This is a genomic window from Streptomyces sp. NPDC050211 (assembly GCF_040656035.1).
In the GTDB taxonomy this organism is placed as follows: Bacteria; Actinomycetota; Actinomycetes; order Streptomycetales; family Streptomycetaceae; genus Streptomyces.
The window spans coordinates 1-12,728 of sequence record NZ_JBFALC010000034.1 but is presented as its reverse complement, the minus strand read 5'-3'; the positions used below and the strand labels follow the sequence as shown (position 1 = coordinate 12,728).

General features: G+C 69.0%; 9 protein-coding genes and 3 pseudogenes. 3 read left to right on the top strand and 9 right to left on the bottom strand.

Annotation, left to right across the window (positions count from 1 at the left end):
* Positions 1–56 precede the first annotated feature (56 nt).
* From whiG to AB0I98_RS28960, 9 genes and pseudogenes are all read right to left on the bottom strand, one after another.
* Positions 57–899, bottom strand: coding sequence for an RNA polymerase sigma factor WhiG (whiG, locus tag AB0I98_RS29000; protein ID WP_301984576.1), 843 nt, complete (start codon positions 897–899; stop codon positions 57–59).
* A 271-nt stretch (positions 900–1,170) separates the two neighbouring features.
* Positions 1,171–1,551 (bottom strand): annotated as a pseudogene (locus AB0I98_RS28995) (DNA-protecting protein DprA); the annotation flags it as partial.
* Between the two features lie 132 nt (positions 1,552–1,683).
* Positions 1,684–3,672 (bottom strand): annotated as a pseudogene (locus tag AB0I98_RS28990) (recombinase family protein); the annotation flags it as partial.
* A 218-nt stretch (positions 3,673–3,890) separates the two neighbouring features.
* A complete protein-coding gene (locus tag AB0I98_RS28985; protein ID WP_362947058.1) occupies positions 3,891–4,499 on the bottom strand; it encodes a recombinase family protein in 609 nt (202 codons plus the stop codon).
* A gap of 121 nt (positions 4,500–4,620) precedes the next feature.
* A complete protein-coding gene (locus tag AB0I98_RS28980; RefSeq protein ID WP_362947055.1) occupies positions 4,621–5,235 on the bottom strand; it encodes an XF1762 family protein in 615 nt (204 codons plus the stop codon).
* Positions 5,232–6,299, bottom strand: coding sequence for a site-specific DNA-methyltransferase (locus AB0I98_RS28975; protein WP_362947052.1), 1,068 nt, complete (start codon positions 6,297–6,299; stop codon positions 5,232–5,234). Before AB0I98_RS28975 ends, AB0I98_RS28980 begins: the two co-directional genes overlap by 4 nt.
* 47 nt (positions 6,300–6,346) lie before the next feature.
* Positions 6,347–7,597, bottom strand: coding sequence for a site-specific DNA-methyltransferase (locus AB0I98_RS28970; RefSeq protein ID WP_362947049.1), 1,251 nt, complete (start codon positions 7,595–7,597; stop codon positions 6,347–6,349).
* Positions 7,594–8,496, bottom strand: a complete 903-nt coding sequence (locus AB0I98_RS28965) for a DNA methyltransferase (RefSeq protein ID WP_362947047.1) — start codon at positions 8,494–8,496, stop codon at positions 7,594–7,596. The genes AB0I98_RS28970 and AB0I98_RS28965 overlap by 4 nt, the downstream gene beginning before the upstream one ends.
* Complete coding sequence (locus AB0I98_RS28960) at positions 8,493–9,230, bottom strand: hypothetical protein (RefSeq protein WP_362947044.1); 738 nt, start codon at positions 9,228–9,230, stop codon at positions 8,493–8,495. Before AB0I98_RS28960 ends, AB0I98_RS28965 begins: the two co-directional genes overlap by 4 nt.
* A 766-nt stretch (positions 9,231–9,996) precedes the next feature.
* Here AB0I98_RS28960 and AB0I98_RS28955 point away from each other — a divergent pair.
* The 3 genes and pseudogenes from AB0I98_RS28955 to AB0I98_RS28945 form a co-directional block, all read left to right on the top strand.
* Positions 9,997–10,986 carry a hypothetical protein gene (locus tag AB0I98_RS28955; RefSeq protein WP_362947042.1) on the top strand — a complete coding sequence of 330 codons (990 nt, stop codon included), beginning with the start codon at positions 9,997–9,999 and terminating at the stop codon, positions 10,984–10,986.
* Positions 10,987–11,096: 110 nt separating this feature from the next.
* On the top strand, positions 11,097–11,402 hold the full coding sequence (locus AB0I98_RS28950; RefSeq protein ID WP_362947039.1) for a pilin: 306 nt from the start codon (positions 11,097–11,099) through the stop codon (positions 11,400–11,402).
* A gap of 347 nt (positions 11,403–11,749) precedes the next feature.
* A pseudogene (locus AB0I98_RS28945) lies at positions 11,750–12,728 on the top strand (hypothetical protein); the annotation flags it as partial.

The following is a 12,728-nucleotide window of genomic DNA, read 5'->3' as shown; positions in this document are numbered from 1 at the left end:
AAACACTGTACGGACGCACCGCCCGCGAGGGGAGACACTCCCGCCCGCTCCCCCGCTCAGCGGCCGAAACTCGCCAGCTTCGCCCGCAGCTGGAGCACGGACTTGGTGTGGATCTGGCTGACCCGGCTCTCGGTCACCCCCAGCACGTTCCCGATCTCGGCGAGCGTGAGGCCCTCGTAGTAGTACAGCGTGACCACGGTCTTCTCCCGCTCGGGCAACGTGTTGATCGCCCGCGCCAGGAACCGCCTCAGCTCCCGGTCCTCGGCCACCTCCACGGGGTTGTCCGCGGCGGTGTCCTCCAGCGTGTCCATGAGGCTCAGCCGGTCGCCCCCCTCACCCCCCACATGCAGCAGCTCCTCCAGCGCCACCACGTTCGCCAGCGACAACTGGCTGAAGACCGAGTGGAGTTCGTCCACCGCGATCCCCATCTCGGCGGCCACCTCCCCCTCCGACGGCGTCCGCCTGAGCCGCGCCTCCAGCGTCGCGTACGCCCGCTCCACGTTGCGCGCCTTCTGCCGCACCGACCGCGGAATCCAGTCGAGTGCCCGCAGCTCGTCGATCATCGCGCCCCGGATCCGGGTGATCGCGTACGTCTCGAACTTGATCTCCCGGTCGATGTCGAACTTCTCGATCGCGTCGATCAGCCCGAACACCCCGGAGGAGACGAAGTCCGCCTGTTCGACATTGGGCGGCAGCCCCACGCTCACCCGGCCGGCGACGTACTTCACGAGCGGCGAGTAGTGCAGGATCAGCTGCTCGCGCAGCCGCTCGTCCCCCGTCGCCTTGTACGACCGCCACAACTCGTCGAGCGTCGAGGGAGCGGGCGGCCGCACGCTGCCACCGTCACGGGCGGCTGGGGGGATCGCCGCCCGGTCGGACCCGGAAGTGTGCTGGGGCATTCGTTGCCTTGTGCCGTTCTGCCGTGAAGTGGGGGTGCCTGGGTGAGCTGTCGGTCTGATGTGGAGTTGCCGGTCTGCGCCCGGATCCTCGTGAGCGTAGCGTGACTGAAGTGTCGCAGTGCGCGAACGGCGGGGCGGAAGGCGTGCGCAGATACGTTCCGCTGGACGCACCGCCGGGTCACGGTGATCGCTCTACGTGATCACCGGCGGGCGCCAACTGCGGGAAATCCCAAGGCCGTCGGGGTTCCCCCGGACGGCCGAACACGCTCGGTCAGCAGCCGTGCCGACCGTCACGGACGGAGATCATTGCCTGGCGTGTCAACTTCCAGCCGTCGCCGTGTCGTTCGACGTAACCAAGTGCTCGGAGTTCGTACAGTCTCGCGATCGTGTCGTCCTCCGTCGTCTGCGCGCCGCGCGCGATCTCGTCCGCCGCCGCGGCACGGCGGGCGGGCAGGGCGGCCAGCACCCGGCGGGCGCCGGGTTCCAGCAGGTCCCGCGGCAGCACGGGACCTCGCCGGTCCGGCGCCAGCTCACCCATGTCGCCGACCAGCTCCACGACATCCGCGGCGTCGGTGACCAGCACGGCGTCTGCGCGCAGAAGTTCGTGCACCCCGGCCGAGAGTCCGCTGGTGGCCGGCCCGGGTGCGCCCATTTCTAGGGGTGCCGCTTCTTCCTGCGTCATCATGCGCGGATCGACCTTGCCCTCAACCCGCAGCGGCGGTACGAGAGGTGGCGTCCAGACCGGGGTGCCCTCGCTGGGGAGAGCCTGCAAGATCTCGTCCCACACCCCGCAGTAACGCCAAGTTTGATAACGGGAGTGGATCCCCTTCCAGGCGCCGAAGCGCTCAGGCAACTGCTCCCACAGAACGCCTGTGCGCGCTTTGTAGAACATCGCGTCGAGCATCACGCGGCCGGGTCGGCATCTGTGGTTGGGCGGTTCCCATGCTTTGACGATGGGCTCGGCCAGTGCCCATGCTTCGTCGGTCAACTCGTCCGGGACGAGCCGCTTGTTCTCCGTGAACCATTCCCGCATCGAGCAGGCCAGCCCGACCCGAGGTCGCGGAACGGGACCGGTGATGGTGACCCGCACGTCCAGGAGCGCGAGTATCTCGGCCTGCTCGGCAGAGGTCATATCGGCCAGCCGCTCACGAGCAACGCTGGCCAGGGCGATGAGCTCGTCGGCGCGGTGCCCGGCAGCTTCGGATTCTTCCTGCCAGGCGGCGGCCTCTTTGCGCATCGCCCGCAGTTGGTCAAGCTCCTCGGACAGCGCACGACTAGCTGCTTCGAGAGCGACCTTCGGCAGGTTCAGCTTCGCGTACTCCGTGACGGTCCTGACCAGGGCTGCCTCACGGTCGCTGATCTGGCTGTCCAGGTCAGTGATGCGGTCGGCGTAGTTGGTCTTCTCGCCAGCAGTTATCCCGACCCACTCAGCAGCCATAGCCCGGAGGCGGTCCGGGTCGCCCAGCAGCCCGACCACGTTCGACCACACGGCGGCTTCGACGGCATCGGCGTCAACCATGTCGCACGAACAGACACGATCACCCGGGTACTTCGCAGCCTTGCCCGTGCACCGGTACCAGCGCCCCTCCCGGCCGGAGCGCTTCATGCCCACGTAGTGCAAGTTGCACCCGGTGTACTGGTTGAACAGCCTCCCCGACAGCGGATAACCGTGCGGCTTCGGCTTCGGCCTGCCGGTGCCCAGCCTTCCCATCGCCCGGCTCAGATCGGTGGCCTCCTGCGGCGTGAAGACCGGGTCGAGCTGGATCGTCACTGTCGTCCCGTGCCTGGGCGTGCCGTCCTTGTCGAGCTTCGCCCCGTGTCCAGCGTGCGCACGCTCAGGGTTCCGGAAGGTCGTGGTGGCCCGGAGCGTCGAGTCCGAGACGAGCTTGCCGCGCACGTTGGCCGCCGACCAGGGCACGCCCGATCTCGTGTATAGCTGCTCGGCGTTCAGCCGGGCGGCGATCCGGACCGTGTTGAGTCCCTCCTCAACGGCCATCGTCCACATGCGCTTGAGGAGCGCGACCTCGTGGGGGTCCTGGACGAGGTACGAGCCGCGCTTGCCCTTGCCCTCGATCCGATACCCGTAGGGGGGCGCACCGCCCGGCCAGCCACCGAGCGTGGCTTTGACCTGGATACCTCCTTGGAACTGGTCCCGGATGTTGTCGTAATCCAGCTCGGCCAGGGCGGCGTACTGCTTGAGCATGAACTTGCCGGCGGGCGTGGTCGTATCGATGATCTCCTGGGTGACCGAGGTGAACGCCACGTCCAGCTCTTCGAGCGCCCAGATCACGCCCCAGAATGCCTTGCCGATCCGGCCGATCCGGTTGTACTTGTGGACCACCATGACGTCAATACGTCCGGCCCTCGCATCGGCCATCAGCCGGTTCAGCTGGGGGCGGCTGGTCAGAGAACCCGAGACGCCCTCGTCCTTATATACGTCAACAACGGTCCAGCCCTTCCGCCTGACGAACTCGATGCATCCGTCAAGCTGGGCCTCAATGCCGTAGCCGTGTGTCTGCTCAGCTGTGGAAACACGGACGTAGACCGCCGCACGCAGGGCCGGCTGCGGGGTGGTCGCCCGGTGCACCACGGCGGACGCCGAGGCAACTGTTCTGCTAGTCACGCGGATTACTTCCTTGTGGTTGGGGTGCTGTGACACGGGTCCGGGAGTCAGGGGGAAGCTCCCGGGCCGAGGCGAGCTCAGCCGTTGATGCCGACTTCCTGCGTGACCGAGGTAACGGCGATCTTGCGCTTGCCATTTAAGGAAACACATCGTCATCACATGCATTAAGTGCACTTCTATGCACTTCTACCGTCATGCAGCTCGATGGCCCGCCGCACTCTCACTCCGCCCAGGATGCTTTGTAGAGTGTTTTTCTGAGGTATTACTGGAGACCAGGACGAGTCGGCCTAGGCGAGGGGCAAAGAGGACTCGCAGTAGACGATGGTATTCACCGTCGGTAAGTGGCCTTATTTCCCAATGCGTCTCTGTCACGCGCCTCCTTCCGGGTTGTCGGTAATTTCAAGCCCGGCGCTACAGCGCTTGGAGGCCGGTAAACAACGCTCACTGGCAGGTATTTCAATCTCGGGCAGAAAGGACAGGCTCCACAGTGGAGGCGTGTTCTCATGCCATCCATCCTGCGCACAAACGATTGATACTCGGCAGGAAATAAGCGGGAGTACTCGTTCCTTAAACAGCCGGGCCTGGCGAGAGATGCGATCGATTGACGAGCATACGACGACGTCGAAATCCCGCCCTTCCTTCGGAAGGGTCGCGACAAGGTCCTGCCAGCCTCCGTAATATTCAGACGGCCCGTGCAGGAATGGCGGGATCCGGTGGAGTTCGGTCCGGTCGATTGCCTGCGGTATGTCGTAGAAGTAGCGGACCAGTTCGGCGCGGCCTGAACAGGCAGAGCCGCAGATCTGGAACTGCTGGGCGATGATTTTGCCCGCGTGTCCGAGGTAGGGGCTGTTGGTCCGCCCGTAGAAGGCGGCCCGCAGGAGCGGCCGGGCTGCAGTGGCCGAGCGGTTGGTGGGCGCCGGGGCGGCGTTCGTGTTCGCGCTGGGGATGAACGCCTGTGGTGGCGGGGTGGTCTGCATGTCTCTCCCTTGAGGTCTGCGCGCCGGGCCCGTTGCTGATCGGTGGGCAAAACAGCTGGTCAGATTCGTTTTAGGGCCCGGAATCCTACAGTCCGAGAGGCGTTTTGGGAGGCCCGGAAGGCTAGGTACCGGTGTGGAGTTGGTCATCCGGGAACAGGTTGTTCGCCCGGCCGGTCGGTCCGCTCGGATCCGGAGCACGCGCAACTTCCCATCGGGTTCGGGCGATGCCCTGGTTTGAGGGCCGACGGCGTCGGCTGGGGCGGTCCCATCCGTGGTGAGGAGCGAGGCGCGCCGTAGGCTGGAAGCCCGCTGCTCGCAGGCTGGCCCCGCTTTCGCCGCGCTCGCTGTAGGTGATCAGCCGCTGGTAGCCGAGGGCACGCGCTGCTCGCCAGGCGGCGGCGTAGAGGGCTGAGTTGGCGTTGGGTGTGCCGTCGGTGCAGGTGCGGGTGACTTCCGCGGTGCGTCCGTCATCCAGGTGGCGGGCGATCGGGCGTCCCACCACTGCCACCCCGACCAGGGTTTCCTTCGTGGCCACGCCGAGCGTGAATTTCATTCCTTGCGGCGGACGATGGTGGCGGTGGTGAGCTGCGATGAAGGAGCGTGCCTGACGGAAGGTCACCGGGACGACATTCAGCACCGGCTGACTCGGCCTGGTGCGTGTGGGGGCGAGTGCCCGACGGGTTTGACGTCCTGTGCGGGCGGCAACTCGCTCCTGGGGAAAAGTGTCGCTGTTCATGCGGCTTCCGTTCGGGGGCCGGCGGAGTGGTCGGCGACGTCGCCAATGCCGGGCACCACGTCGTTGAGGCGGGTGAGGGCGTGGCGGTGGAAGGCCGGGTTGAGATCGATGCCGGTGTACGGGCGATTGAGGCGGACGGCGGCCTGTCCGGTGGTTCCGGTTCCGCTGAAGGGGTCGAGCACGCTGCCGTGCGGCGGGCATCCGGCGGCGATGCAGCGCAGCGGGATGTCGATGGGGAACGCGGCGGGGTGGAGCTGGTGCTGTCCCGGTGTGACGGGGATGGTCCAGACGTCGCCGGGGTTTCGCCCGGGCGGGGGCAGGCTTGCTGTCTGTGTTTGGCCGGCCGGCGGCCAGGTGCCACGGGCGGTGTGCGGTTTGTTGCCGCTTCGGTGCGCGCGACGGGACAAGGACCGGTCCCCGGTGTAGGGCTGGCGGATCGGGTCGAGGTCGAAGAAGTACTTCTGCTGTTTGACGAGGAGGAAGAGCACTTCGTACCGGCAGGTGAGCCGGTCGCGGCTGGGGAAGGGGGCGGCGTTGGGCTTGTGCCAGATGATGGCGTTGCGCAGGATCCAGCCGTCGACCTGGAGTGCCTGAGCGACTCGCCAGGGCATGCCGATCAGGTTCTTGTGGGGCACGTCGGCGAGGGGTCGGTAGCGGGGCTGGCGGTACTGACCGGGGCGGCTGCACCAGTAGCCGTCGCTGTTGGCGGAGTAGCTGTCGCCGAGGTTGAGCCAGGCGGTACCAGTGGGAGCCAAGACGCGGTAAAGCTGGGCGAAGACCTGCCTCAGGTGCTGGACGTAAGCGAGCGGGGTGGCTTCAAGTCCGTACTGCTCGTCGGTCCAGGCGGCGCCGCAGCGGGCGCAGGAGCGCGGCGCACTCACCGATGCGGGAGGACCGGCCGGGTCGATGGCATCCGGGTGCGGGCAGGCGGGGCTGCCACCGGTCCAGGAGCCGGTGCCGTAGTCCCGCAGTCGCCAGTAGGGCGGCGAGGTCACCACGCAGTCGGCGCTGCCGGTGGGCAAGGTCCGCAGCACTTCCACGGCGTCCCCTGTCAGCAGTCTCACCGTAGGCCGGGCCCCTGACGGTCCATGCTCACCCTGGGGGCGCGGGTTCATGCCGCCCTCCTGTCCTGCGGCGGGGGGGTCCCGGGGCGGGGCAGGCCGAGCCGGTCCAGGCCGATGTCGTGAAAGTCGCCGCGCAGGTCGATGCCGACGTAATGGTGTTCGAGCCGGCGGGCGGCGAGGGCGGTGGTGGCGGCGCCGCTGAACGGGTCGAGCACAGTGCCGTGTGGCGGGCATCCGGCGGCGATACAGCGCAGGGGAAGATCGATGGGGTAGGCGGCGAAGTGGGCGGCCCGCAGCGGACGGGTGGGCATCGACCACACGTCGCCGGGGTTCTTGCCCTTGATGTGGGCAGCTGTGTGCCGTCGTCCGGTGGGCCGCAGCGCCTCGCCGGGCGGATGGGCGGCGAAGGCGGTGTGGTCGGTGTACTTGCCCTCCCCGTAAACGCTCTGGCCCCGTCGGCGTTCGGTGGCGTCGATACCTGCGCGGCGGCCTTTGCGGGAGCCGCCGATGATGATGCCTTCCCCCAGGGCCTCGGGACGGGCCAGTGGTTCGCGGATGGCGTCGAGGTCGAAGTAGTACCGCTGCTGCTGCACCAGCAGGAACACCAGCTCGTACCGGTTGGACAACCGGTCGTGCACCGATTCGGGCATGGCGTTGGGCTTGTGCCACACGACGGCGTTGCGCAGGATCCAGCCGTCCGCCTGCAGCGCGAAGGCCACCCGCCACGGCATCCCGATCAGGTTCTTGCGCGGCAGGGCCTGGGTGCGGTCGACCCCGGCACGTTGGACGGAATCCCGCATGATCCCCAGCGCACGGCGGCCCATCGCGGTGCTCCTGCGCATCGGGTCATCGGTGCGCCCTGGCGGTGTGGCGCTGTAGGAGTCGCCGAGGTTGAGCCACACCGTGCCGGTGGCCGTCAGCACCCTGCGCAGCTCGGCGAACACGCCGCGCAGGGCGTCAACGTAGTCCTCGGGGGTGGCCTCCAGCCCGTACTGGCGGTCTTGGCGGACGGCGCCGCAACGTCGGCAGGTGCGGGGGGTATCGCCCCGGTGCGCCGGCGAGGCCGGATAGGGCGTGCGGGGATGGTGGGGCGGGGCAGTGCTGGTACCCCGCCCGGTGGAGTGCGTGCAGACAGGATTGCCGCCGACCCACTGGCCGGTGCCGTAGTCACGCAGCCCCCAGTACGGGGGTGAGGTGACCACGCAGTCCGCAGCGTTGTCGGGGAGTTCGCGCAGGACCTCGACTGCGTCGCCGGTGTACAGGGTGACGGCATCACCGGCGAAGTACGGGGTGATCATGCCGCCTCCCGTGGCATGTCGTCGTGAGCCGCCTGACTTTCGACGGAGGGCCGCCGCACGAGAGGTGGGGGTCGAAGAGCGGCGGCTGCGGCCGCTTCGTCCGGGGCTCGGAAGATCAGAACGTCATGGTGGGCGGGCAGCGTGACCGGGTGGCCGGTGACGCGCTCGTGGCGGGCGGCGCACCGGCGCTGGGCCATGGAGGCCCGTACGAGCAGGCGGTCGCCGCGGAGTTCGGCCAGCAGGGCCACGCACCGGTCGACGGGCACCAGTCCGGCCGCACGCGCGGCGTCGTTTGCCTGCTTGGTCAGGTCCAGCAGTCGGCCGCGCTGTCGGTGCGGCCGTACGGTGACGACGATGTGGCCGCCGGGGCGCAGCAGGGGCCGGCACTCGATCAGCGCCTGATGCAGGCAGGCGGCCGGGGCGGCCGATCCAGCTTCGCCGTTGCCCGGCCGACCGGGCTGGCAGGCGGACGCGGTGGGGCGCAGGGCGGTCAGGATGAGGGTGATGTGCCCGGACAGTCCGGCCAGCCGGGTAGCGGCGGAGGCGGGCGGGTGGTCGAGCACCATGCCGTCTGGGGTGGCGCCGTCATGCTTGGCGGCAGTGATGTTGGCGCGGGCGACGGGCCACCAACGGGGCTGGCCGGTCAGTCCGATGGCGTGCCGGCCGGAGCGCAGGGCTTCGGTCAGCACGGTGCCCGCGCCGCAGTCCGGGTCCAGGACGGTGTCGCCGGGGCGGGTGTAGGTGGTGATGGCGTGGGCGGCGACGGCCGGGGGCATCCGGCCGGAGTCCCGGGCGGTCTCGGGGACGTAGCGGCCTTCGGCGAGTTGGGCGTGGCTGTCGAGCTGTCCGGTGGGCCAGACCGAGATGAGCGGGCGGGGCTGCGGGAAGCGGGCGGTCACTGGCGCTCCTCCCCCATGGGGTCGGAAGCGTTCTGAGGGCGGGCGAACAGCAGGAGGTCGGCATGCACCCGCATGTGGCACGGGGCCGGAGCGCAGGGCGCGTCGTCGGTGGGAAGGACAGCCGACGGGTCCGGCTCGGGGACGAGGGCACCCTCGCGGACGGGGACCTGAAGGAGCGCTACGTGATCGAGCTGCGCCAGTCCAGCAGCGTGGGCGGCGCGTGTCACGAGGCCGCCCGGGTCGATCAACCTGCCGCGTCGGTGGTCACTGTGGGTAATGACGGCGAGGACTCCTGAGGGAGCCAGCAGACTGCCCCACGAGACGTCTGGGACCCATTCCGGATGGTGTGGATCGACGAGTGCGACGACCGCGTCGTAGCGGTCCGGGCCGACTGCGGTCGGCCCGCGGCGTCGCCGGACCGGTCGGTGGCCGGTCGGTGCGGGAGGGACCGACTCGGGTGGCAGTCGGTGTACCGACTGCCACCCCGGCGATGCGGTGTCCGCGGTGGCGTGGGCGTCGAAGTCGGGGGCGGCGGTGACGGCTTCGAGGGTGCGGCCGAGTCGGCGTGCCGTCCCGGCCGCCTCGATCAATACGGGAAGCGGTCCGCCTCCGGTCCGGGTACCCGGTGTGGCCCGGTCGGGGGCGGGCATGCCGGGGCCGGTGGGCGGGGCGAGGAGCAGCACGCGGTGGCTGGGCCGGGTGTAGGTGGCGACGACCCGGTTGATGGTCTCCATCAGCCATGGTTCGATCACGTGGGCGTCGGGGTGGCGGGAGGGCTGGGCGACCGGCCAGACGGAGCCCGGGCGCCGGGGACGCCGGGGCCGTTGGTTGCGTGCGCTGCGGCACGCAGGCATGGGGCAAGGCCGGTGCTGGTCTGGCGGGGTGGAGGCGCCGTGCGGGGGCTGCGGGCGGGGCGGTGGTGTCATGTCCACTCTCCTGGGTGCTGTAGTGACCGGGTGGTGCGCTGTCACCGCAGAAGGCCGGGATTCGGGACTGTTTTGGACACCGCGCCGCGAGATTCGTCGTGCCCGCCCATGCTCGGCAGCCCCGCTTCCCCGCCATTGGACGGACACCTTAAAGCAGGTTGCGAGGCTTTCCGAAAAGATCCCGGCCTGCCCCGGAGGGCGGGGTCGGGGTCTGGCCGACGACCGTTTCTCAGCCCGTCAGTTACGGCTTCTTGCCGACCGCCGATCAGCCGCGACAAGACGTCAGGTCATCGGCGTGACGCGTCCGCCAAGACGCCTAAAGACTTACTACGACAGCACTAAAGTTGCAGGTCATAGGCTACTTAGCCGTTACTAAAGGCCTACTGAGACCCACATCGTCAGCCGGTTCCCGCAGTTACGGAATCCCCCCAGAGCAGAAGTCTGTTTAAGCAATCTTTAGCATCAAGGAGATCCCTGGCGGGGAGCCTCCTTGTTCTTTTCTTGTCGGTTTCTTGTCGGCTGTCTGGATTCCTTGAGGCGTCGTTTCTTTCGCCTCGTGAAGGAGTTGCCTGACATGGCTGACAGGCATACCGCCCACCGCGCTCGCGCCACTGGGCAGCCGTCGCCGCTGGATACCGCTCGGGAGTGCTTCACGCTGCTGGTGACCGGACCGCAGCCGCTGTCCCTGGATGGCCGGCGTTACCCGGGTCTGCCCAACCGGTACATCCCGCTGGATGAGTTGCGGGACCGGATGCTGCGCCGCCGCTGCCCGCGGCGTACCCGGGACGAGGTCTGGGCGTACCTGGTGCGGCAGTCCCGTGAGCAGGGGGCGACGTGGACGCTGGCGTGCGCGGGGATGGCGCTGCCGGCTCTGGCCGGGGTGTCCCGTTGGTTGTCGGCTCGGTTCCCCGGCGATGTGGTCGACCTGCATGGCGAGGTGCTCTCGGGGTTCCTCGGCGCCCTTGCAACGATCGATGTGGACCGCCCGCGGGTGCTCGTGCGGCTGCGTTGGGCGGCCTACCGCGCCGGGTTCACAGCGCTGTCCGAGGCGCTGGACGCCCCCATGCCGGTGGCCAGCGCGTTCCGGTCGGGGCCGCCGAAGCCGCCGTGGGGTCACCCCGACTTGGTGCTGGCGCGGGCGGTCCGGCAGTCGGTCCTGACCCGGACTGAGGCCGACCTGATCGGCGCCACCCGACTGGACGAGACGCCCATCACCGACTGGGCCGACCGCCACCAGATGTCCCATGAGGCGGCCTACAAGGCCCGCCGGCGTGCCGAGCGACGCCTGGTCGCTTTCCTGCGCGAGCAGACTACGGCCACCGACCCGGACGACCCGGTCGCCTCCTACCTCGCCGACGATCTGGCCTCACAGACCTCGCAGTCCCGCCCGGCCCGGCGGTCACCGTGCGTTATCGCGATGGGGCAGGACGGTCCAGCACAGCCCGGTCGGAAATCCGCAGTGGCGGTGTCCAAAACGGGCGCTGATTCCGGCCTTCTCGAGTGCGGGGGATCCACACCCGCCCTCGCGTCCCGCGTGTCTCCGGAGGCCCCCCGATGCGCCTAATCCCCCTGTCCTGCCGCCGTACCCGCCCCCCTGCGGACACCGCAACCCGCCGTCGCCCCGGGCATGAGCCTCGTAGCGGCTGGCTGTGCCGGGGGCTCATGCTGGCCGGTTTGACGCTGCTGGTGCTCGCCGTCGTCGTCACCTCGGCGCATGCCGCCGAGCCGGCTCACGTCCTGGCCTTGGCCAAGTCGGTCGACGAGGTCCTGAACAACATCCGCAACTGGATCATGGGCATCCTGGCGGGCTTGGCCACGGTGTTCTTGTCCATCGGCGGCGTGCGCTACGTCATGGCCGGGGGTGATCCCGGTGAGGTGGAGAAGGCCAAGACCGCCTTCAAGAGCGCGGGCTGGGGCTATGGGCTGGCCGCGCTGGCCCCGCTGGTGGTCGAGATCCTCAAAGGGATCGTGGGGGCCTGATGACCCCCGCCCCGGCCCAGGCCACCACCGCCCTGGCACACCGGCTCCCGGCTCCCGCGGCCTCCGGCCGGACCGAGGCCGGGCGCCCAGCGCAGCCGAACCGCCGCGGCCGGTGGCGGCACTGGCGCCGCGCCCTGGTGCTCGCCACCATCGTCCTGGCGGTACTGGCGTCGGTGTTCTCCGCCTACGCCGACCCGAGCCCGAGCCCGAGTCCCGGCCCGGCGCCGGCCCCAACCGCCTCCACTGAGCCCACACCGACACCGTCAGGGACCGAGTCCTCGTGCTCGGCGTCGGACTGCATTCCGCAGCCCAGCGCATCGGCCTCCCCGCGCCCGACGGCGGGAACCATGCCCCCGGCCGAGGTTCCAGAAGGCGACGGCACCGGCGGGATATCCGGGTGGATCGCCAAGGGCATCAGCAGCGCGATCACAGGCTTCTTCAAATCGGTGATCAAGTTCGCGCTCAATCCGCTGCTGGACCTGCTCAGCGGCACCTTGCTGACTACGCCGAGTCCCGCGTCCATGCCGCGCGTGGGCGAGCTGTGGACGAACTCCTGGCAGATCGCTCTTGCCTGCTACGCCCTGCTGGTCGCCATCGCCGGGGTCGTGGTGATGAGTCACGAGACGGTGCAGACCCGCTATTCGATCAAGGAAATTGCGCCACGGATTCCCCTGGGGTTCCTCGCCGCCGCGCTGTCGCTGTTCCTGGGGGGCAAGGCCGTCGACCTGGCCAATGCCCTCTCCCGCGCGGCCATGGGCGGCGGTGTCAACGCCGACACTGCCGGGCCTGCGCTGCGCGACTTCGTGCTGAGCTCCTTCAACTCCGACAGCGGCAGCATCTTCATGGTCCTGATGTGGCTCGTGGCCATCGGGGTCTTGGTCGCCCTGTTGCTGACCTTCGTCGTCCGCGTGGCCCTGACGATCATTCTGATCGTCGCCGCGCCCCTGGCGCTGATCTGCCATGCCTTGCCGCAGACCGACGGCGTCGCCCGCTGGTGGTGGAAGGCCTTCGGCGGCGTGCTGGCCATCCAGGTCGCCCAGTCTCTCGCCCTGATCACCGGGGTGCGGGTGTTCTTGACTCCCGGTGGGTTCGGCCCCAACGGACTGTTCGGGTTCAACGACAACGGGCTGGTCAACGTGCTGATCACGCTGGCGCTGATGTACGTCGTCTTCAAGATCCCGTTCTGGATCCTGGGGTCGATCCGTTTCGGCCACGGCCGCTCGTTCGTCGGCAAGGTGGCCCGCGCCTACGTGATGTACAAGACGCTCGGACTGTTGCGCGGCGGGGGTGGGGCGGGGGGTGGGGCGCGCGGCGGTGGGCGCCGCA

Coding starts and splice junctions, on each gene's coding strand:
- whiG (WP_301984576.1), bottom strand. CDS start 899: ATGCCCCAGCACACTTCCGGGTCCGACCGGGCGGCGATCCCCCCAGCC.
- AB0I98_RS28985 (WP_362947058.1), bottom strand. CDS start 4,499: ATGCAGACCACCCCGCCACCACAGGCGTTCATCCCCAGCGCGAACACG.
- AB0I98_RS28980 (WP_362947055.1), bottom strand. CDS start 5,235: ATGAACAGCGACACTTTTCCCCAGGAGCGAGTTGCCGCCCGCACAGGA.
- AB0I98_RS28970 (WP_362947049.1), bottom strand. CDS start 7,597: ATGATCACCCCGTACTTCGCCGGTGATGCCGTCACCCTGTACACCGGC.
- AB0I98_RS28960 (WP_362947044.1), bottom strand. CDS start 9,230: ATGGAGACCATCAACCGGGTCGTCGCCACCTACACCCGGCCCAGCCAC.
- AB0I98_RS28955 (WP_362947042.1), top strand. CDS start 9,997: ATGGCTGACAGGCATACCGCCCACCGCGCTCGCGCCACTGGGCAGCCG.